Annotated in this window: 19 protein-coding genes and 1 pseudogene; 4 read left to right on the top strand and 16 right to left on the bottom strand. The window is 61.1% G+C overall.

The window, feature by feature from the left end; all coding sequences use genetic code 11:
* Positions 1-106 precede the first annotated feature (106 nt).
* From KGB28_RS10750 to KGB28_RS10740, 3 genes are all read right to left on the bottom strand, one after another.
* Positions 107-1,981, bottom strand: a complete 1,875-nt coding sequence (locus KGB28_RS10750) for an MFS transporter (RefSeq protein ID WP_223444823.1) — start codon at positions 1,979-1,981, stop codon at positions 107-109.
* Between the two features lie 97 nt (positions 1,982-2,078).
* Positions 2,079-3,230: a TDT family transporter gene (locus tag KGB28_RS10745; RefSeq protein WP_223444822.1), complete on the bottom strand. Its 1,152-nt coding sequence runs from the start codon at positions 3,228-3,230 to the stop codon at positions 2,079-2,081.
* Between the two features lie 105 nt (positions 3,231-3,335).
* A complete protein-coding gene (locus KGB28_RS10740; RefSeq protein ID WP_095945939.1) occupies positions 3,336-3,647 on the bottom strand; it encodes a cupin domain-containing protein in 312 nt (103 codons plus the stop codon).
* A gap of 387 nt (positions 3,648-4,034) precedes the next feature.
* Here KGB28_RS10740 and KGB28_RS10735 point away from each other — a divergent pair, with 387 nt between their 5' ends.
* Positions 4,035-7,505, top strand: a complete 3,471-nt coding sequence (locus KGB28_RS10735; protein ID WP_223444815.1) for a PAS domain-containing hybrid sensor histidine kinase/response regulator — start codon at positions 4,035-4,037, stop codon at positions 7,503-7,505.
* 48 nt (positions 7,506-7,553) lie between these two features.
* Here KGB28_RS10735 and rmuC read toward each other — a convergent pair whose 3' ends face one another.
* A complete protein-coding gene (rmuC, locus tag KGB28_RS10730) occupies positions 7,554-8,918 on the bottom strand; it encodes a DNA recombination protein RmuC (RefSeq protein ID WP_191625000.1) in 1,365 nt (454 codons plus the stop codon).
* Positions 8,919-9,093: 175 nt separating this feature from the next.
* On the bottom strand, positions 9,094-9,417 hold the full coding sequence (locus KGB28_RS10725; protein WP_223444808.1) for a sel1 repeat family protein: 324 nt from the start codon (positions 9,415-9,417) through the stop codon (positions 9,094-9,096).
* A 1,007-nt stretch (positions 9,418-10,424) separates the two neighbouring features.
* Between KGB28_RS10725 and KGB28_RS10720 the strand changes: the two genes are divergently transcribed.
* The 3 genes from KGB28_RS10720 to KGB28_RS10710 all read left to right on the top strand — a co-directional run bounded on the left by KGB28_RS10720 (position 10,425) and on the right by KGB28_RS10710 (position 12,825).
* On the top strand, positions 10,425-10,649 hold the full coding sequence (locus tag KGB28_RS10720; RefSeq protein WP_007898912.1) for a hypothetical protein: 225 nt from the start codon (positions 10,425-10,427) through the stop codon (positions 10,647-10,649).
* 275 nt (positions 10,650-10,924) lie between these two features.
* The gene (locus tag KGB28_RS10715; RefSeq protein ID WP_008051047.1) at positions 10,925-11,407 is read left to right on the top strand and encodes a hypothetical protein; all 483 of its coding nucleotides are present in this window, start codon (positions 10,925-10,927) and stop codon (positions 11,405-11,407) included.
* A gap of 146 nt (positions 11,408-11,553) precedes the next feature.
* Positions 11,554-12,825 carry an OmpP1/FadL family transporter gene (locus KGB28_RS10710; RefSeq protein ID WP_223444806.1) on the top strand — a complete coding sequence of 424 codons (1,272 nt, stop codon included), beginning with the start codon at positions 11,554-11,556 and terminating at the stop codon, positions 12,823-12,825.
* A 90-nt stretch (positions 12,826-12,915) separates the two neighbouring features.
* Here the strand turns inward: KGB28_RS10710 and KGB28_RS10705 are convergent, their stop codons facing one another.
* From KGB28_RS10705 to KGB28_RS10660, 11 genes and pseudogenes are all read right to left on the bottom strand, one after another.
* On the bottom strand, positions 12,916-13,467 hold the full coding sequence (locus tag KGB28_RS10705; protein ID WP_223444805.1) for a glutathione peroxidase: 552 nt from the start codon (positions 13,465-13,467) through the stop codon (positions 12,916-12,918).
* A 55-nt stretch (positions 13,468-13,522) separates the two neighbouring features.
* Entirely contained in the window at positions 13,523-13,645 is a 123-nt protein-coding gene (locus tag KGB28_RS31500; RefSeq protein ID WP_263296610.1) for a hypothetical protein, read from the bottom strand.
* The gene (locus tag KGB28_RS10700; RefSeq protein WP_151213332.1) at positions 13,642-14,850 is read right to left on the bottom strand and encodes an MFS transporter; all 1,209 of its coding nucleotides are present in this window, start codon (positions 14,848-14,850) and stop codon (positions 13,642-13,644) included. Before KGB28_RS10700 ends, KGB28_RS31500 begins: the two co-directional genes overlap by 4 nt.
* A gap of 52 nt (positions 14,851-14,902) precedes the next feature.
* Positions 14,903-15,307: a MarR family winged helix-turn-helix transcriptional regulator gene (locus tag KGB28_RS10695; RefSeq protein ID WP_223444803.1), complete on the bottom strand. Its 405-nt coding sequence runs from the start codon at positions 15,305-15,307 to the stop codon at positions 14,903-14,905.
* 176 nt (positions 15,308-15,483) lie between these two features.
* Complete coding sequence (locus KGB28_RS10690; RefSeq protein ID WP_223444801.1) at positions 15,484-16,215, bottom strand: adenosylcobinamide-GDP ribazoletransferase; 732 nt, start codon at positions 16,213-16,215, stop codon at positions 15,484-15,486.
* A 2-nt stretch (positions 16,216-16,217) separates the two neighbouring features.
* Positions 16,218-16,793, bottom strand: a complete 576-nt coding sequence (cobC, locus tag KGB28_RS10685; RefSeq protein ID WP_223444793.1) for an alpha-ribazole phosphatase family protein — start codon at positions 16,791-16,793, stop codon at positions 16,218-16,220.
* Complete coding sequence (gene cobT, locus KGB28_RS10680; protein WP_223444791.1) at positions 16,790-17,845, bottom strand: nicotinate-nucleotide--dimethylbenzimidazole phosphoribosyltransferase; 1,056 nt, start codon at positions 17,843-17,845, stop codon at positions 16,790-16,792. The genes cobC and cobT overlap by 4 nt, the downstream gene beginning before the upstream one ends.
* Positions 17,842-18,363, bottom strand: a complete 522-nt coding sequence (gene cobU, locus KGB28_RS10675) for a bifunctional adenosylcobinamide kinase/adenosylcobinamide-phosphate guanylyltransferase (protein WP_223444789.1) — start codon at positions 18,361-18,363, stop codon at positions 17,842-17,844. The genes cobT and cobU overlap by 4 nt, the downstream gene beginning before the upstream one ends.
* Before the next feature lie 122 nt (positions 18,364-18,485).
* Entirely contained in the window at positions 18,486-19,937 is a 1,452-nt protein-coding gene (locus KGB28_RS10670) for a cobyric acid synthase (RefSeq protein ID WP_223444787.1), read from the bottom strand.
* Entirely contained in the window at positions 19,934-20,926 is a 993-nt protein-coding gene (gene cobD / locus KGB28_RS10665) for a threonine-phosphate decarboxylase CobD (RefSeq protein ID WP_223444785.1), read from the bottom strand. The genes KGB28_RS10670 and cobD overlap by 4 nt, the downstream gene beginning before the upstream one ends.
* Positions 20,919-21,086 (bottom strand): annotated as a pseudogene (locus KGB28_RS10660) (cobalamin biosynthesis protein); the annotation flags it as partial. The gene cobD and the pseudogene KGB28_RS10660, both read right to left, overlap by 8 nt.

Genomic DNA, 21,086 nt, shown 5'->3' with positions numbered 1-21,086 from the left:
GAGCAAGCCCGCTCCCACAGTGTTTTGTGTTGGGTACATTTCTTGTGTACACCCAAGATTCCTGTGGGAACGGGCTTGCTCGCGAAGAGGCCAGCACAGCCACCGGCTATCTGACAGCCCCACGTAACTCTCCCACCAACACCTGCAACTTCGCCGGCTCCGCCACTTCAACCGCCACCGCCGGCCCTGCCACCAATGTCACCCGCGACCACAGGCGGTGAAACAGTCCCTTGCCCGGATCGCGGCTGAAGAAACTCCCCCACAACCCCTGCAAGGCCAGCGGAATCACCGGCACCGGCGTCTCTTCGAGAATCCGCGTCAACCCACCCTTGAACTCATTGATCTCGCCATCGGCGGTCAATTTACCCTCGGGGAAGATGCACACCAATTCACCGTCCTTCAGATACCGGGCAATGCGCGTGAAGGCCTTTTCGTAGATCTGGATGTCTTCCTGACGCCCCGCAATCGGAATCGTCCCCGCAGTACGGAAGATGAAGTTCAGCACCGGCAGGTTGTAGATCTTGTAATACATCACGAAGCGAATCGGCCGGCGCACCGCGCCGCCAATCAGCAAGGCGTCGACGAACGACACGTGGTTGCACACCAGCAACGCCGCGCCTTCATCGGGGATCAGATCCAGATTGCGATGCTCGACGCGGTACATGGAATGGCTGAGCAGCCAGATCATGAAACGCATGGTGAACTCGGGGACGATCCTGAAGATGTAGGCGTTGACGCCGATGTTCAGCAACGACACCACCAGGAACAGCTGCGGGATCGACAGCTCGGCCACACTCAGCAAGACGATCGAGACAATCGCTGACACCACCATGAACAACGCATTGAGGATGTTATTGGCGGCAATCACCCGCGCCCGTTCGTTCTCCGCGGTACGTGACTGGATCAGCGCGTACAGCGGCACGATGTAGAAACCGCCGAAGACGCCCAGGCCGAGGATGTCGAGCAGCACCAGCCAGGCGTGGCCGAAACCGAGGATCTCGATCCAGCCATGGCCGGTGGCGCTGTCCGGTATTGAGCCGGAATGCCACCACAGCAGCAGACCGAAAACGGTCAGGCCGAACGATCCGAACGGCACCAGGCCAATCTCGACTTTGCGCCCCGAGAGCTTCTCGCACAGCAGCGAACCCAATGCGATACCGACCGAGAACACCGTCAGAATCAGCGTCACCACGGTTTCGTCGCCGTGCATCCACTCCTTGGCGTAGGCCGGGATCTGCGTCAGGTAAATCGCCCCGACAAACCAGAACCACGAGTTGCCGACAATCGAGCGTGACACCGCCGGCGTTTGCCCCAGGCCCAGTTTCAACGTGGCCCAGGACTGGCTGAAAATGTTCCAGTTCAGGCGCATTTGCGGCGTGGCGGCCGCCGCCCGGGGAATGCTGCGACTGGCCAGGTAACCGAACACGGCAGTGCCGATGATCGCCATGGACACCACCGGCGCGTAATGCGCCGAAGACATCATGACCCCGGCGCCAATAGTGCCGGCAAGGATCGCCAGGAAGGTGCCCATTTCCACCAGGCCGTTGCCGCCGACCAGCTCATCTTCATGCAGGGCTTGCGGCAGGATCGAGTACTTCACCGGCCCGAACAGCGCCGAGTGGGTGCCCATGGCGAACAGCGCCACCAGCATCAACGACAGGTGATCGAACATGAAGCCGACGGCGCCGACCGCCATGATGGCGATTTCCCCAAGCTTGATCAGGCGGATCAACGCGTCCTTGGCGAACTTTTCCCCGAATTGCCCGGCCAGGGCCGAGAACAGGAAAAACGGCAGGATAAACAGCAGCGCACACAGGTTGACCCAGATCGAGCGGTCACCTTCGATGGTCAGCTTGTACAAAATGGCCAGGATCAACGACTGTTTGAACACGTTGTCGTTGAACGCCCCGAGGGACTGGGTGATGAAGAACGGCAGGAAGCGCCGGGTGCGCAGCAAGGTGAACTGTGAGGGGTGACTCATCTTCCATGTGTCCCTGATGTTAGGTAGCGAGTGGCCTGGATTCTTATTGGATTATCAAAAGTCGATCCAGGCCACACCTTACCTAATTCTTTGCCGGTTATTTCTTCAATCCGGCAATGCACGGCGAGACAAACAGCTCACCGCGCCAGGCGCCCAGCACCGTGCGCTTGCCGACGATCAGCCACATCACCGCCAGCAATGCCACCAGCACGCAGCCAAACACACTGAAGAACATCAGGTTCAAGGTACTGGCCAGCTTCAACGTCGCCAGAGAATAGACGCCCAGCGGGAAAGTGAAGCCCCACCAGCCGAGATTGAAGGGAATGCCGGCACGCAGGTAGCGCACAGTGATCAGCAACGCCATCAGCATCCACCACAGGCCGAAGCCCCACAGGGTGATGTCGGCCACCAGACCCAATCCAGCGGCAATCTCACCGACTCCCGGCATACCGTTGGCCGCGAAAATCAGCGGTGCATCGCCGCCCAGTACCAGCATGCCCAGCGCACCAGTGCCGATCGGGCCAAGGGCCAGCCAGCTCGAGGCGGCCATGTTTTCGTGGGGCAGTTTATGCAGGGCCATGCGCAGCAACAGAATGGTCAGGATGCTGAAGGCCACCGGCAGGGAAAAGGCCCAGAGCACGTAACTGGTCACCAGCACCACCAGTTGCGAATGAGCGTCGGCCAAATGCGGCGCCAACAAGCCCCCGCTGGCGGCCGCCACTTCTGCCGCGACCACCGGCAACAGCCAGACCGCTGTCATCTGGTCGATGCTGTGTTCCTGACGAGTGAACATCATGTAGGGAATCAACACGCCGCAGGCCAGCGACATGGCCACATCCAGCCACCACAGCACCTCGGCGACATGAATCACGCCTTCGCCCCAGCGCGGCAGGCCGAATACCAGGAAGCCATTGATGATGGTCGCCAGGCCCATGGGGATGGTGCCGAAAAACATCGAGACCGTGGAATGACCGAATATCCGCCGCGCCTCGTCGAAAAACAGCACCCAACGCGCCGTGTATACCGCGGTAAACAGCAGGAACAGAGCGATATTGAACAGCCAGAGGGCTTCGGCAAAGGCGTGCAAGGCAGGTATGGCGACCGGCAATTGCGCCAGTGCCAACGCCAGCACGCCGGTGCCCATGGTGGCCGCGAACCAGTTGGGGGTGAACTGGCGGATCACCTCACGGGGATGCTGCAAATGACTGAAAGGTTTGATTCCGGGCTTGATGCTATTGGCGCATGTCATGGCGAACTCCTGTCCTCTCGTGAGGTAGAGCCCATGTTAGATCCGAATAGAATATCTATATAACGGGTAATATCTCTATATCTTATCGATATCACTCATATAGCGTCAGACACTCCCTTCCGATTCGATCACCAATATCCGGGCCGGTCCTAGCGGATGCGCCACATGCTCAGTGCCGACCGAGGCATGAAAAATGTCACCCACCTCCAGCAAGGCTTCCCGCTCCACCCCCTCTTCGCGATAACGCATCTGCACCTGGCCATCGAGCACCACGAACACTTCCTCGCCATCGTTGACGTGCCACTTGTAGGGCTGATCGGTCCAGTGCAGCCGCGTGGTGATGCCGTTCATGCTGGCGATGTCCAGCGCGGCCCAGGCACGCTCGCCAGTGAACGATTTGCTGCGGATGATCTTCATGGTCCGATCCTTCGAGTGAACAGAGTGGGTGCCAAGGCTAACTCAATTTTACCGGTTGGCCTCGCAGACCCTGGCCGAACGTGATCGCAGTAGACTCCCATTGCGCTGAGAGCCAGCGCAATCAGAGCTGCGCCATGAGGTTGCATTGAATCAGTGAAGCCCCCATCGCGAGCAAGCTCGCTCCCACAGGGATTGTGGACGGCAGGTAAATTGTGGGAGCGAGCTTGGTCCGGGCGGCGTTCCGACGATGGGGCCAGTCCAGACACTGCAAATTCCCCTGCGACACCCCACCACGCCACGACCTTGGTCGACACTGACTAACGCTGGCGGTCGTGCGAGACTGTCAGTCCGGGCGGGAGGCCCGGATGTCTTTTGTCTGGAGTCCCCATGTCGCTGTCCACCGGGCTGATTGCCGTCGTCGCCCTGGCCTATATGGCCATCCTGTTCGCCATCGCCTTCTATGGCGACCGTCGCAGCGCGCCCTTGCCGCCGCGTGTGCGCGCCTGGGTGTACAGCCTGTCGCTGGCAGTCTATTGCACCAGCTGGACGTTCTTTGGTGCCGTGGGCCAGGCCGCCGAACAGCTCTGGTCGTTCCTGCCGATCTACCTCGGGCCGATCCTGTTGCTGGTCGGCGCGCCGTGGGTCCTGCAAAAAATGGTGATGATCAGCAAACAGGAAAACATCACCTCGATCGCCGACTTCATCGCCGCGCGCTATGGCAAATCCCAGTCGCTGGCGGTGGTGGTGGCGCTGATTTGCCTGGTCGGTGTATTGCCCTACATCGCGCTGCAGCTCAAAGGCATTGTGCTCGGCGTGAACCTGCTGATCGGCGCCGGTGCCGACGCCATGGGTACCCGTGCCCAGGACACCGCACTGATTGTGTCGCTGGTACTGGCGCTGTTCACCATCGTCTTCGGTACCCGCAACCTCGACGCCACCGAGCACCACCGTGGCATGGTGCTGGCCATCGCCTTCGAATCATTGGTGAAGCTGTTCGCGTTTCTCGCCGTCGGCGCCTTCGTGACCTACGGCCTGTACGACGGTTTCGACGACCTGTTCGACCAGGCCATGCTGGCACCGCGCCTCGAACAGTACTGGAAGGAAACCATCAACTGGCCGTCGATGGTGGTGCAGACCGGTGTGGCGATGATGGCGATCATTTGCCTGCCACGGCAGTTCCACGTGACCGTTGTCGAGAATATCGACCCCCAGGATCTGCGCCTGGCCAAGTGGGTATTCCCGGCCTACCTCGCCCTCGCCGCATTGTTTGTCGTACCGATCGCCCTGGCCGGCCAGATGATGCTGCCCAGCTCGGTGTTGCCGGACTCGTTCGTCATCAGCCTGCCCCTGGCCCAGTCGCATCCGGCGTTGGCCCTGTTGGCGTTTATCGGTGGCGCATCGGCGGCCACCGGCATGGTGATCGTGGCCAGCGTGGCGCTGTCGACCATGGTGTCCAACGACATGCTGCTGCCCTGGCTGCTGCGTCGCAACAATGCCGAGCGCCCGTTCGAAGTGTTCCGCCAGTGGATGCTGTCGGTGCGCCGCGTCAGTATCGTAGTCATTCTGCTGCTGGCCTACGTCAGTTATCGCCTGCTGGGCTCGACCGCCAGCCTGGCGACCATTGGCCAGATCGCCTTCGCCGCCGTGACCCAGCTGGCCCCCGCCATGCTCGGTGCGCTGTACTGGAAACAGGCCAACCGCCGCGGTGTTTTCGCTGGCCTCGCCGCGGGCACGTTCCTGTGGTTCTACACCTTGATCCTGCCGATTGCCGCCCTCAGCCTCGGCCTATCCTTGAGCACATTCCCGGGACTGGCCTGGCTGCACAGCAATCCACTGAACCTGCCGATCACCCCGCTGACCCAGGGCGTGGTGCTGTCGCTGGCAGGCAACTTCACGCTGTTCGCCTGGGTCTCGGTGCTGTCCCGCACCCGGGTTTCCGAGCACTGGCAGGCGGGCCGCTTCATCGGCCAGGAAATCAGTGCCCGCCCCAGCGCACGCTCGATGCTTTCAGTGCAGATCAACGACCTGCTGCAACTGGCGGCGCGCTTCGTCGGCGAAGAACGCGCCCGTCAAAGCTTCATCCGCTTTGCCTATCGCCAGGGCAAAGGCTTCAACCCGAACCAGAACGCCGACAGTGAATGGATCGCCCATACCGAACGCTTGCTGGCCGGTGTGCTCGGTGCCTCTTCGACCCGCGCGGTGGTAAAAGCCGCCATTGAAGGGCGGGAGATGCAACTGGAAGACGTCGTGCGCATCGCCGACGAAGCCTCGGAAGTGCTGCAGTTCAACCGTGCCTTGCTGCAAGGCGCCATCGAGAACATCACCCAGGGCATCAGCGTGGTCGACCAGTCACTGAAGCTGGTGGCCTGGAACCGTCGATACCTGGAGCTGTTCAACTACCCGGACGGCTTGATCAGCGTCGGCCGACCCATCGCCGACATCATTCGCCACAATGCCGAGCGCGGCCTGTGCGGGCCCGGCGAAGCCGAAGTGCACGTCGCACGTCGCCTGCACTGGATGCGTCAGGGCCGCGCGCACACCTCCGAGCGCCTGTTCCCCAACGGCCGGGTGATCGAGCTGATCGGCAACCCGATGCCGGGCGGTGGCTTCGTCATGAGTTTCACCGACATCACCGCGTTCCGCGAAGCCGAGCAGGCGCTGACCGAAGCCAACGAAGGCCTGGAGCAACGAGTTACCGAACGGACCCACGAACTGTCGCAGCTCAACCTTGCGCTGACCGAAGCCAAGGGCACCGCCGAGGCGGCCAACCAGTCCAAGACCCGTTTCCTCGCGGCTGTCAGCCATGACTTGATGCAACCGTTGAATGCGGCGCGACTGTTCTCCGCCGCCCTCTCCCATCAGGACGATGGGTTGTCCGGCGAAGCGCAGAAACTGGTCGGGCACCTGGACAGCTCGCTGCGCTCGGCCGAGGACTTGATCAGCGACCTGCTGGACATTTCCCGCCTGGAGAACGGCAAGATCAACCCGAATCGCCAGCCATTCGCGATCAACGAACTGTTCGACACCCTCGGTACCGAGTTCAAGGTGCTGGCGCGAGAACAAAAACTGGAGTTCCGCGTTCGCGGCAGCGCGCTGCGGGTCGACAGCGACATCAAATTGCTGCGACGGATTTTGCAGAACTTCCTGACCAACGCTTTCCGCTATGGCAAAGGGCCGGTGCTACTGGGAGTTCGCCGGCACAAGGAAGCATTGAGCCTGGAAGTCTGGGACCGTGGGCCGGGTATTCCGGAAGATAAACGACAAGTGATTTTCGAAGAGTTCAAGCGCCTCGACAGCCACCAGACACGGGCCGAAAAAGGCCTCGGCCTGGGGCTGGCGATTGTCGACGGGCTATGTCGCGTGCTCGGTCATACCTTGCGTGTACGCTCCTGGCCGGGACGCGGTAGCGTGTTCAGCGTCAGCGTACCGCTGGCCCGGGCGCAAACCGCAGCGCCGATCAAGGTCGCCGAGCTCAATGGCAAATTGGTCAATGGTGCGCAGGTGCTGTGTATCGACAACGAGGACAGCATCCTGATCGGCATGAACAGCCTGCTCAGCCGCTGGGGTTGCCAGGTCTGGACCGCGCGCAATCGCGAGGAATGTGCCGCGTTGCTTGGCGAAGGCATGCGCCCGCAATTGGCGCTGGTGGATTACCACCTCGATCATGGCGAGACCGGAACCGATTTGATGGCCTGGTTGCGCACGCAGATGGGCGAGCCGGTTCCGGGGGTGGTGATCAGCGCCGATGGCCGGCCGGAGACGGTCGATCTGGTGCATGCCGCGGGGCTGGATTACCTGGCCAAACCGGTGAAACCGGCGGCGTTGCGGGCGTTGTTGAGCCGGTACATACCGTTGTAGTGAGGATCAACACAGCCCCCTCGCCACAGTGTCCACGCTCGCCCGGGGCTACTCCGGCAATTCGACCAGCCCATCAACATCGGTCATCGCCCGCTCCAACAAATCCGCCGGCAGGCTCTTGCTCGCCCGCGCGCCCAGCAGCTTGAGCTGTTCACTGCGACTGACCAGGTTGCCACGCCCCTCTGTCAGCTTGTTGCGTGCCGAACTGTAGGCCTTGTCCAGTTGCTGCAGGCGATTGCCGACCTCATCCAGATCCTGAATGAACAGCACGAACTTGTCGTACAGCCACCCGGCCCGCTCGGCGATTTCCCGGGCATTCTGACTCTGGCGCTCCTGCTTCCACAGGCTGTCGATAACACGCAGGGTCGCCAGCAAGGTGGTCGGGCTGACGATCACGATGTTGCGATCGAATGCCTCCTGGAACAGCGTCGGCTCAGCCTGCAGCGCGGCCGAAAAAGCCGCCTCGATCGGCACGAAGAGCAACACGAAATCCAGGCTGTGCAGGCCATCGAGGCGTTTGTAATCCTTGCCGGCCAGGCCTTTGACGTGATTACGCAACGACAGCACGTGCTGCTTGATCGCGATCTGGCCGATGGCCTCGTCCTCAGCCGCCACGTATTGCTGATAGGCCGTCAGGCTGACCTTGGAGTCGACCACCACCTGCTTGTCGCCCGGCAGATAAATGATCACGTCCGGCTGGAAACGCTCGCCGTCCGGCCCCTTGAGATTGACCTGAGTCTGGTACTCGCGGCCCTTCTCCAGCCCCGCATGCTCGAGCACGCGTTCAAGAATCAGTTCGCCCCAATTGCCCTGGGTCTTCTGCCCTTTCAAGGCGCGGGTCAGGTTGGTGGCTTCATCGCTCAAGCGCAAATTCAGCTGTTGCAGACGCTCCAGCTCCTTGGCCAGGGAGAAACGCTCACGGGCCTCGTTCTGATAGCTTTCCTCGACACGTTTTTCGAAGGACTGGATGCGTTCCTTCAGTGGATCGAGCAACTGCCCCAGGCGCTGCTGGCTGGTTTCGGCAAAACGCTGCTCGCGCTCATCGAAAATTTTCCCCGCCAGCTCGGCAAACTGCGCGCGCAACTCGTCCCGCGAACCTTGCAGGTCGTTGAGGCGTTGCTGATGACTGTCCTGTTGCTCGCGCAATTCGGCGTTGAGCGACGCGGCCTGGGCATCCAGACGGCGCAATTCGGCTTCTTTGCCGGCGCGTTCGATATTCCACGCATGGGCGGCGTCCCGGGCGTCGTCGCGCTCGATCTGCAGCAGTTCGACTTCACGACGCAGCGCAGCCAGATCAGCCTGTTTGGCGGCGTTGGCCTGGGTCAGGTCAGCCGTTTCATCGCGGCTGGATTCCAGCTGAGCATTCAATCCGTCCTGCGCCAGTTGCGCCATGGCCAGGCGTTCTTGCAGCAGCGCGACATCGGCTTGCGTGGTGCTGGCCCGACGCTGAAGTTGCCAGGCCAATACCAGCAACGGCAACCCAGCCCCTGCCAGACCCAGCAATACGCTGGTCAAGTCCATTGCCATAGCCACTCCTGCCATTCGGATAAAGCCTGAAGGTTAACCAAGGCGTCCGGTCTTGGACAGCTCAGTCTTCGATCAGCCCCAGTTCCAGTTGAGCACGGTGATCGCCTGCCCGAGCGGCCTGACGCAACAGGTCCTGACCGATCCGGCGGTCCCGGGCATTCCCGCATTCGCGGCACATCAACTGGCCAAGGCGACTTTGCGCAGCCACCACGCCTTCACGGGCCGGTTGCTTGAGCAGACGTCCGGCGATGTGTTTGACGTTACGGTTTTCGCCCAGATGCGGACTGTCCAACAGCCACTCCGCCACGCGCATGGAAAAGCGCTTGGTAGGGGCAACAGGGGGTGTTATGGAGGAAGAGGAAACGGAGGCTGAGCGAAACTTCATAAAGCACTGTGGGGCAGATCAGAAGGCGCGCAACTTTACTCTCTTTTTCTTACAGGTAAAGCTGAAAATATCCCGGCACGCCCGTCCTAGAGCAAGCGCTCGGGACAATCCACAGAAGCTGTGGATAACTCAGTGGACAACCGCTCTTCAACCCTCTCAAAGCCCTGTGGAATGGGGCTCGCAGTCAAACTGACGATTTTTTCACCAGTAAAAAAAAGCGATGTTTTTCATTGACTTAAATTTTGGTTGCAGGCAGCCATTACGCTTGAACATGAGATGACAGCGGGGTGACAGACCGCGCAACTAATGTGCACAAGTGCCTTTGCGACGGTTATATCAACGCACTTTTTCGGCGCATTTTTTTGTCGTGCCTGGGGATAAGCCCTGGCAAACCCACTGTTCAGGCGGCTGCGTTGCTACAAACTTCGATGACCGGTGGTCGGATTCTGTTCGAATACAGGGCGTATCAATCGCAGGCCGCGCAGCTTTATGCGCACCTCTACATGGTAAAACAGCCCGATCAGGCACCTGCCGGGAAATTCTTTTCGCTAACACACTTCCCTTGGCCAGTTCAATCCGTTAGTATCCGCGGCGTTAGTACCAAGCTGAAAGTCAATTCTGGTCGAACAAATCCCCCCGGTCAGCCTTCCCGACGGAAGCCTCCACCGAACATGCGGGATCGACCACCTCGATGGTTTCCAGGTAAATCTTGCGCCAACACAACCTTTGAATCGAAAGCAAAGGGTGTTGCTCCGCCTGCTTACTCTGCTCGAACCAACCTGCAAATTGATCAGGATCTTCACCCCGGGCCCAGAACCTTTGCCCTCGATGTGTTGCCTGCCCTCCTAAGTACCTACCTGCCAGCCCAAGCGCGCCAACTTATCAGCGCTTCAAACTGGCTGCTTTGTTCCAGTCGGGTTCTTCGTTCGATCAATGGTGATCGACGTTACTGGAACGTTTTAACGTTGCACGGTTCTTATCCGTGTCATTTGTAGGAACACCCAATAATGTCTACTCAAATCCACACTCAGGATGCCATTCGCACCCTAACCAACGCTTTTGCACCAATGAACTGCCTGATCATGGCCGCTCGCAAAGGCTGCTTCAGCTTCACCCTGGTCAACGAACACGGTATCGCTCGTCACAGCGAACGCCTGTACCCCGATCAATACTCCAGCGCCGAGCCGCTGCAGGCCGTGATCGAGCGTACCCGTCAGGCACTGGTTGCCTGAAACGCCAGAAAGGCTGAAAAACCCAAAAGCCCTGCCCGAAAAGCGGGGCTTTTTATTGCCTGATATTTCCCTTTCCTCGAATTACGACTAAGCACGATCCGATATAACGGTTATAACTGGTCGCTGGAAATATTTTAAAAACAGGCCTTTACAGCGCGAATATAACACTACACTTCAACTCAAGCGGCTTGACCCGCTTGCGGCGAGCCTGAGCCGATTCACTGCTGCCAAGCCCCCTTCAGGTATCGCCGTCCAACTCAGGTTTCGAGGGTTTTATGGGTATCGCTGCCAGCGAACTGTGCCGCTACGTGATTCGTCCGACCTTGATCTACCTCGGACGCCATAGCGCTACTGCCGAATCCCTGCTACTGGGCATTGCCGCCAGCCAGTCCGCCCTTGGTTCCGCCCTGCATGACCGCCGTGGGCACGGCCTGTACCGCATCGCCGAGCCCCGCCACCAGGCCCTTTGGGACCATTACCTGGCCCTTGATCCGGAGCGTGCAAGCCTGGTCCGCGGCCTGGCCAGCCAGCATGCGTTTCTCAGTGGCCCGCACCTCGAATTGACCGTCAACCTGCGTTACGCCACAGCCATCGCCTGGCTGCTGGTGGAAGAACAGAACACTCCCCTCCCCGCCCCTGATGATTTGCTGGGTATGGCCAGGATCTGGCGCCAGACATTTCAACCCCAGGGACGTCTGCGTGATTTCACCAGCGCCTGGCAAACCTGTGTTTCACCGCTGAACCAGGTAGCCTGCTGACACCTCTGGATCCAAAGATCGCGCAACACGCCGCGATTCTGGTCGGATTGTCCTACAAAACCGCTCTAAATCAAGGCATACAGCCTATGGCGCCGGGACGAAAATGTTGGTAATTTTCGCCCCGGTGATCACCAGGAGTTCTAATAATGAAAAAAGTAATGCTCAAAACCACCATCAGTCTCGCCGTTGCCATGGCATCCACCCAGATCTTTGCAAGTGGCTTTGCCGTTAACGAACAAAGCATCAGCGGGATGGGTACGGGTTTTGCCGGGCGATCTTCCTCTGCCGATGACGCAAGTACAATTTTTGGCAACCCTGCCGGCATGTCCCGCATCAAGCGCGAACAAGTCACCGGCGGTATTGCGATGATCGACGCACACACTGACATCAGCCACGCAAGCTCCAGCCCGAACGGCGGCAGCAACGACGGCGACATGGTTCCGCTCATCACCGTCCCTATGGGCTACTACGTCAAGCCAATCGACGACCAGTGGGCCTTCGGTGTGGGCGTATACGCACCATTCGGTCTGGTAACCGACTATGAAAACGGCTTTGCCGGTCGTTACTTCGGTAGCAAGAGCGAAGTTAAAATCGTCACCCTGCAACCGACTGTCAGCTACGCGTTCAACGACAAGGTTTCCATCGGTTTTGGCCCGACCATCAACCGCATTGATGGCACCCTGGAATCGAACCTGTCGATCACCCAGGCCGCGCCAGACGGCAAGGTCAAGATCACAGGTGACGACACCGCGCTGGGCTACAACATCGGCGTGCTGGTTCAAGCCACCGACAGCACTCGCGTCGGCCTGACCTACCACTCGAAAGTGAAGTACAAGCTCGAAGGTAACACCAAGGTCAACTACAACGTGCTGGGCCTGATCGGCCAGAACCCAAACCAGAAGTACGACGCTTCGCTGGACCTGACCACACCTGAATCGGTGGACTTCTCGGTCACTCACCAGCTCGACGACAAGTGGACTCTTTACGCAGGCAGCACCTGGACCCGCTGGAGCCGCCTGGAAGAAATTACCGTCGAAAACAGTGGTGTTCCAACCGTCCTGAACGGCCAATTCGGTACCATCACCGAAGAACAGAACTGGCACGATACCTGGGCTCACGCCATCGGCGCGTCCTACCAGCTGAACAAGCAATGGGTACTGCGTGGCGGCCTGTCCATTGACCAGGCACCGACCAACAACGTCGACCGTTCCCCACGCATCCCGACGGGCGATCGCAAAGCGTTCAGCCTGGGCGCAGGCTGGAGTCCGACCGACGACCTGACCATCGACCTGGCTTATTCGTACCTGCGCGAAGAGTCGGTCAAGGTCAACAACAGCAACGACCGTGGCCAGACCTACAACGCCAAGTATGATAACTACGCGAACGGTTTCGGTCTCGGCGCGACCTACCGCTTCTGATGATTCCCGGCGAGCCTGAACCGCTCGCCCGCTGAATCAAAAAAAGCCCCGCTCTCTTGTATAGAGGCGGGGCTTTTTAGTGGGTGCGGATCAAGGTTGTGAAGCCAGGGCTTGCTCCACCGCTGCAATGAACTCGGGATCATCGGGCTTGGTCAGGCTGGAAAAGCTGGCGATCACCTTACCCTTGCGATCGACCACGTATTTGTAGAAATTCCATTTTGGCGCACTGCTCTGTTCGGCCAGCACCTTGAACAGATGGGTTGCGTCGGCACCACGTACCGACTGCGGCTCGGTCATAGTGAAAGTCACGCCATAGTTGACGTAACAAACCTTGGCGGTTTCGGCACCGTCCCCGGACTCCTGCTTGAAGTCATTGGACGGAACACCCAGCACTTCCAGCCCCTGCCCTTTGTAACGCTGATTCAGCGCCTCAAGGCTTTTGAACTGCGGGGCGAAGCCGCAGAAACTCGCAGTATTGACCACCACCAGCGGCTTACCTTCATACCGTTGGCACAGGTCGATGGATTCCTTGGCGCGCAGCTTTTGCAGTGATCCTTGCAACAGCTCCGGGCACTCGGCCGCATAGGCCAGCCCGGTAAACGTCAGCAGCAACGCGGGGACTGCAATCCAGCGCTTCAACATGTCGGTGCATCCTTGATAATTCGTCAAAAGCGACGTTACTCGCCCTCGCCGCTCGCTAGCAAGTACCCATGCCCAACTGCATCAGCGCCAGCCCGCCCTGATGCCAGCCCCACCACGACAACGCCAGCAATAAGGCGCAGACGGCGGCTACAGCGATCCGCGGCCATAGACTGTTCATATCGCACTCATTTGTGATTGCAGACGCTCTACCGGCCGCTCACGCACCGGCCAGTTGAGGGCAGCGGCCAACAGGCTCAAGAGAATCGCCACCTGCCAGATCAAGTCATAGCTGCCGGTACGGTCGTACACCACGCCACCCAACCAGCCGCCCAGGAACGAACCGAGCTGGTGAAACAGGAAAACAATCCCGCCGAGCATGGACAGGTTTCGCACGCCAAACAAGGTCGCCACCGTGCCGTTGGTCAACGGTACCGTCGACAGCCACAGGAAGCCCATGGCCATGCCGAACAGGTAAGCCGTGGTAGTCGTCACCGGTGCCCACAGGAACAACGCAATGACCACCGCCCGCAGCAAGTACAGACCGGTGAGCAAACGCGGCTTGGACATCCGACCGCCGAGCCATCCGGCGGTATAGGTGCCGAAAATGTTGAACAGGCCGATCAGCGCCAGCACCGTGGTGCCGACCGTCGCCGGAAGGTGTTGATCCACCAGATAGGCCGGCAGGTGCACACCGATGAACACCACCTGGAATCCGCACACGAAAAAGCCGAACGCCAGCAGCCAGAATCCGGAATGGGAGCAGGCTTCGCGCAGTGCTTCGCCCAACGTTTGTTCGTGGCCCAAGACGGGCAGCGGCTTGTCCTTGAGCATGCTCACCAGCGGCACGATCAACGCCACCAGCAAGCCCAGCGCCAGCAGCGCCGCGGACCAGCCAAGCCATCCGATCAAACCGAGTGTGCCGGGCAGCATCGCGAACTGGCCGAACGAACCGGCTGCACTGGCAATCCCCATGCCCATGCTGCGTTTTTCCGGCGGCACCGCGCGGCCGACCACCCCCAGGATCACCGAGAACGACGTACCGGACAGTCCGATGCCGATCAGCAGGCCGGCGCTCAGGGACAGGGTCAGCGCCGAGTCGGAGAGCCCCATGCAGATCAGCCCGGCCGCGTACAGGACACCACCGATCAGCACCACTTTCGCCGCGCCAAAGCGGTCGGCCAGGGCGCCGGTGAACGGCTGAGCCAGGCCCCAGATCAGGTTCTGCAGGGCGATGGCGAAGGCAAAGACTTCACGGCCCCAGCCGAACTCGGCGCTCATCGGCGCCAGAAACAGCCCGAAGCCATGGCGAACGCCCAGCGACAACGCAAGGATCAGCGCACTCCCCAACAGAACCCAGCCGCATGTACGCCACATCGATGTCATTGTTGTTCTCCGTTAGCGGGTATATACCCGCTTAAGATCGAAAAAACCGGCATCATGCCAGTTCATCCAGCAGCTTCAGTAAGACTTCGCGCTTCTCGGCGCCCAGGCGATCGATCAAGCGTTGCTGCGCGGCTTCCCAGGCCGGCAACGCAGCCTTGAGACGCTCTGCCCCGGCATCGGTCAGCAGGACGATGCGGTTGCGCATGTCCTCGCCCTCGACCAGCGTCACCAGGCCGTCACCCTCCAGCACCCGCAAATTGCGCCCCAGGGTGCTGCGATCCAGGCCCATGGCCTCGGCCAGGGTCGAGATGCTCGGTTGATCCAGACGCTGCAGGTTGCACAGCAAAGAATACTGCGCAACGTTGATCCCGAAGCCGTCGAGAGCGCCGTCGTAGTGCCTGCTGACGCCACGGGCGGCGCGACGCAGGTTGATGCATAAACATTGGGAATCGAGCATTGTGCGTGTATATACCCGCGAGTCGGTTAAATCAAGTTACATGAGGGTTAGCAGTGTTCTGAAGATCGCCTTTGCGAGCAAGTCGGATCGCCGCACCGCCGCTCCCACATTGGAATGCGATCAACTGTGGGAGCGAGCTTGCTCGCGATGAGGCCGGAACATTCAACACAACCCGATCAAGCCAGCGCCAAGCCTACCAACACTGTAACTTCCAGCAACTCCAGCATCGCGCCCGCCGTATCCCCCGTCGTGCCGCCCAGGCGCCGAAACATCACCTGCCGCAACCAGGAAAATCCAAGAACGGCCAGCACCACCGCCAACACACCACTCAAACCGGCGATCAACACACAAACCAGCGCGCTGACCGCCAACACCTGCTTACCCGCCGAACGCGGAAGATGATCGGCCAATGCCTGGCCCAGGCCACCAGCACGCACATAGGGCGTGGTCAGGAACAAACCGAGCAACGCGCTGCGACCGATCAACGGCACGATGATCAATGCCAGCGAATGCGGCTGCTCGATCAGTGCCAGCAGCGCGGTGAACTTGAGCAGCAACACCAGCACCAGCGTCACCACGGCGATCGGCCCGCTGCGCGGGTCTTTCATGATGCTCAGCGTGCGCTCACGGTCGCCAAAACCACCCAGCCAGGCATCGGCGCTGTCCGCCAGGCCATCGAGATGCAACCCGCCGCTGAGCAGCACCCAAAGGCTCAGCAACAGTGCCGCGTGCAACAAGGTCGGCGTGCCGAGCAACAGCCAGTTGACTGCCCACAGAATCGCGCCAAAGAGCAATCCCACCAGCGGATAAAACAGCAGCGACCGCCCCAGGTCCCGGGGCTCAGGCATACCCGGCAGGCGAATCGGCAGGCTGCTGAGAAATTGCAGGGCGATCCAGAATGGCAGCATGGTCAGAGCACTTCCTTCAACAAGCCCGCAGGTTCTACCGTCAGCGAAAACAGCGCGCCGTGCCCGACCTCAACGTTGAGCAGTTGCTCTCGTGGCAGCCCGCGCGCTTGTGCCAGCAACAGACGCATCACACCGCCATGGCTGATCAGCAGAATGCGCTCGCCGGCACAGGTCGCGTGCAAACGCTCCAACGCGGCCAGCACCCGTGCCGAAAAGTCTGCAACCGGCTCACCCTGAGGCGGCGTGAACGAATAAGGATCGGCCCAGAACAAGCCCAGGGCCTGCTCATCGGTTTCCATCAACGCCGCCGCGCTCTGCCCTTCCCAAGCGCCGAAATGCAACTCTTGCAGGTCTTTGTCCAGCTGCACCGGCACGCCCAATTGCGCGCCGAGCTCCTCGGCAAACCGTGCACAACGCTGCAACGGCGAACTGACCAGCCGGTCCCACGGGCCTTGCCCGACCACGGCGGCGCGCATCTGCGCCCAACCCGTGCCAGTCAACGCATCATCGATACTGCCGCGCAAGCCGCCGCCGAGTTCGGTTTCACCGTGACGCAACAAGTCCACGCGCAAGGTCATGCCGGACGATCTGCCACGGCGGCTTCGGCGAAGGTCGCCATCTGCTCGTGCAGGTCGCAAGCCAGGCGCAGCAGCGGCACTGCCAATGCCGCACCACTGCCTTCGCCAAGCCGCAGGCCGAGATCGAGCAAGGGTTGCGCATTCAGGGTTTCCAGCACATGACGATGCCCCGGTTCGGCGCCGCGATGACCGAACAACAACCACTGACGGCAATCAGGATTCAAACGCACCGCAACCAGCGCCGCGACACTGCAAATGAAGCCGTCCACCAGCACCGCGACACCCTCCTGGGCACAGGCGAGATAGGCACCGACCAGCGCGGCGATTTCAAAACCGCCGAGGTTGAACAGGGTCTGCAAGGCATCGTCACGCTGCGCGCCATGCAATGCCAGGGCGCGCTCGATTACCTGGGCCTTGTGGTTGACACCGTCAGCGTTGAGCCCAGTGCCAGGCCCGGTCAAATGCACCACCGGGCAATCGAGCAGCGCGCACGCCAGGGCGCTGGCAGCGGTGGTGTTGCCGATGCCCATTTCGCCACCGATAAACAACTGCGCACCGCTGGCAATTGCCCGCTGCACGCTGTCACGACCGGCCTGCAAGGCGAGTTGCCCCTGGGCCTGGGTCATGGCCGGTCCCTGCACAAAATTTGCCGTGCCCGGGCCGACGTTCAGGTGGCGTACACCCGGCAGGTTCAGCGACGGCGTTACCGTGCCGAGGTCCACCACTTCAAGGGAAGCGCCCAGCTGCCGCGCCAATACGCTGATCGCTGCACCTCCGCTGACGAAGTTGAGCAGCATCTGCCCGGTCACTTCCTGAGGAAACGCCGACACACCCTCGGCGACGACGCCGTGGTCACCGGCAAAAATCGCGATCCACACCTGCTCCAGGCTCGGCTTGACCCGTCCCTGCAATCCCGCCAGTTGCACCGCCAGCGCTTCCAGCTGGCCGAGGGAGCCGGCCGGCTTGGTCAGTTGCTGTTGCCGCGCCAGGGCCTGTTCGACCGCTTGGGCATCGACCGGCTTGCACGGGTTCAGCCACCAGGATTGAGTCATAACGCAGTTCCTTTCAGAGTCAGGGGCAGGCCGGCGACGGTCAGGACGACACGCTGACAACGCTCAGCCAGAGCTTGATGCAGCCAACCGGCTTCATCGACATAGCGGCGAGTCAATTCGCCCAGCGGCACGACACCCATTCCGGTCTCGTTGCTGACAAAAATGATTTCACCCGGCAGCGACGCCAGGCAGTCCAGCAAGGCATCACGCTCGGCGTGCAAGCGCTCGGCATCGTCGAGCATCAGCAGATTGGTCAGCCACAGGGTCAGGCAATCCACCAGCAGGCAGCGCTCGGCACGGGCGGTTTCACGCAGCACCCGGGCCAGCTCCAGCGGCTCTTCGATCAATGCCCATTCGGTGGGACGACGGGCGCGGTGATGGGCCACCCGCTCGCTCATTTCGCCATCCAGTGGTTGGCTCGTGGCGATGTAGGTCACGGCCAGGGCGCTGTCGATGGCGAGTTTTTCAGCCAGGCGACTCTTGCCGGAGCGGGCGCCGCCGAGGATCAGTTGGAGCATGGTTACATCCTTTCAAATGGGCGGTGTGGCCACTTCAGTCTTCGCGAGCAAGCCCGCTCCCACATTAGAACGCGGTCAACTGTGGGAGCGGGCTTGCTCGCGAAGAGGCCAGAGCTTCCACCTCAGATTCCACAGAGTTTCCGCAATAGCCCGGTATCCAGATGCTTCTCCACCAGATCCGCCAGCCGCTCGATATCACGCTCACGCAAGCCGTGGTAATCCACGTCCTGTACCTCCTGCAAGCCCGCCCAGCGCAACAGCGCACTGCACGCCGCCGGCGATTCGAACAGCCCGTGCAGGTAGGTGCCGAAAATCTGCCCGTCAGCACTTTGCGCACCATCACAGCGGCCGTCATCCAGCTGCACGGCGGCGTTTTCCAGGGCCGGCCCGGTGGTCACGCCGGCATGAATTTCATAGCCCGCCACCGGCGCATCTTCCAGCGCCAGGCGACCACGCACATTGCGCAACTGCTTCTCTTGTTCGAGTTGAGTCTGGAAGGCCAATAGCCCCAAACCGGCACTGGAACCCGGCGCACCTTCTAGACCCAGCGGATCATGTACGTGCTCACCGAGCATCTGCAGACCGCCACAGATCCCCAGCAGTTTCCCGCCGTAACGCAGATGCCGGGCAATGGCGGTGTCCCAGCCGTTGGCCCGCAGGTACGCAAGATCACTGCGCACACTTTTCGAGCCGGGAAGAATGATCAGGTCGGCGGGCGGAATCGCCTGGCCGGGGCCGATGAATTGCAGGTCCACTTGCGGATGCAGGCGCAGCGGATCGAAATCGGTGTGATTGCTGATGCGCGGCAGCACCGGAACCACCACCTTCAGCACCTGTTCGGCTTTATCGGCCTGGCGTTGATCGATGCCGTCCTCGGCCTCCAGGTGCAGGTCCATCACGTACGGCAGCACGCCGATCACCGGTTTGCCGGTGCGCTCTTCGAGCCAGTCGAGACCCGGTTGCAGCAACGCGATATCGCCGCGAAAACGATTGATGACGAAGCCTTTGACCCGCGCCTGCTCGCTCGGCGACAGCAGTTCAAGGGTACCCACCAGATGGGCGAAAACCCCGCCGCGATTGATATCGGCGATCAGCAGCACCGGGCAATCCACCGCTTCGGCGAAGCCCATGTTGGCGATGTCGCCGGCCCGCAGATTGATTTCCGCCGGCGAGCCTGCGCCCTCGACCATCACCAGCGGATACGCTGCGCTCAAGCGCTCGTGGGAGGCCAGCACCGCTTGCATGGCGATGGTTTTGTAGTCGTGATAGGCGACGGCGTTCATGGTCGTGACAGCGCGGCCATGGATGATCACCTGGGCACCGGTGTCACTGTTGGGCTTGAGCAACACCGGGTTCATGTCGGTGTGCGGTTCAAGGTGCGCGGCCTGGGCCTGTACCGCTTGGGCGCGACCGATCTCGCCACCGTCGGCGGTCACCGCACTGTTGAGGGCCATGTTCTGCGGCTTGAACGGCACCACCCTGACGCCCTGGCGGGTGGCCCAACGGCACAGCGCGGTCACCAGCGTGCTTTTACCGGCATCCGAGGTGGTACCTTGCACCATCAGCGTGGTCATTGGTTTTCCTTGGCGAAATCGTCGAACGCCTGCGCCAGTCGTACCCAGGCGATTTCGTCACCGGGCAAGCCGAAGCGCAGGCTGCTGTTGTGCGTGAACAACCGCAGGAGAATGCCGCGCCGGGCCATGAACTCATGCAGTGCTTCGGCGCGCTCGGTGATCAGCCACTGGAACAGCGCACAGCCGCCCTGGGGCTCGAAGCCGTGTCGCCGCAGCAACGACGCAAGGCGCTCGCTGGCCTCTTCGGTGCGCACCCGTTGCCGCGTATGCCCCTCGGTATCGCGCAGGCAGGCCTGGCCCACGACCCGGGTTGCCCCGCTCACGGCCCAGGGCCCCACTTGTTCAGCCAGCAACCTGAGTAACTTGCGCTCGGCCAGTACAAACCCCAGGCGCACACCGGCCAGGCCGAAAAACTTGCCAAAGGAGCGCAAGACGATCAGCCCGACTTGATGGGCAAACGGCGCCAGGCTCAGTTGCGGCGTGTTATCCATGAACGCTTCGTCCACCACCAGCCAGCCACCGCGCTGGGCCAGCCGCGCGTGCCAGTCGAGCAGGCGACTGGGCGTCAGGCTAAGGCCTGTGGGGTTATTCGGATTGACCACCACCAGCACGTCGAAACTGTCGATAAAGAAGTCGACTTCGTGCTCCAGCACTTCACGTACGATGTAGCCGTTGCGACGCCACGCCTCGGCGTGCTCGGCGTAACAGGGTGACAGCACGCCGACCTTGCCCGCCCGACGCAAGCGCGGCAGCAGTTGAATCGCCATTTGCGAGCCGGCCACCGGCAATGCCTGAAAGGCGCCGTAGTAATCACAGGCGGCCTGCTCCAGACCATCGTCCGCCTCCGGCAAACGGGCCCAGGCCCGCAGTGGAATATCCGGCACCGGGAACGGCCAGGGCGCGAGGCCCGTCGACAGGTCCAGCCAGTCGGCTTCATCTATGCCGTATTCGAGCGCCGCCTTGCGCAATCGCCCACCGTGCTCAAGCATAAAATTCGGCCCCCAGGCAGAGAATCAGCAGCCATAACCATACCCCGCGCTGGACCAATTGCCAGCCCCGGTCAATGGCGTCGGCATCCGCCGGTACGCCTTCGCCCAACTGCGGACGCTGATGCAGTTCGCCGTGATAAATCGCCGCCCCGCCCAACTC

It is taken from the genome of Pseudomonas sp. BF-R-19 (genome assembly GCF_019956445.1).
In the GTDB taxonomy this organism is placed as follows: Bacteria; Pseudomonadota; Gammaproteobacteria; order Pseudomonadales; family Pseudomonadaceae; genus Aquipseudomonas; species Aquipseudomonas fluorescens_BH.
Note: the sequence above shows the minus strand (reverse complement) of the source record. Positions and strands in the feature narration are given on the sequence as shown.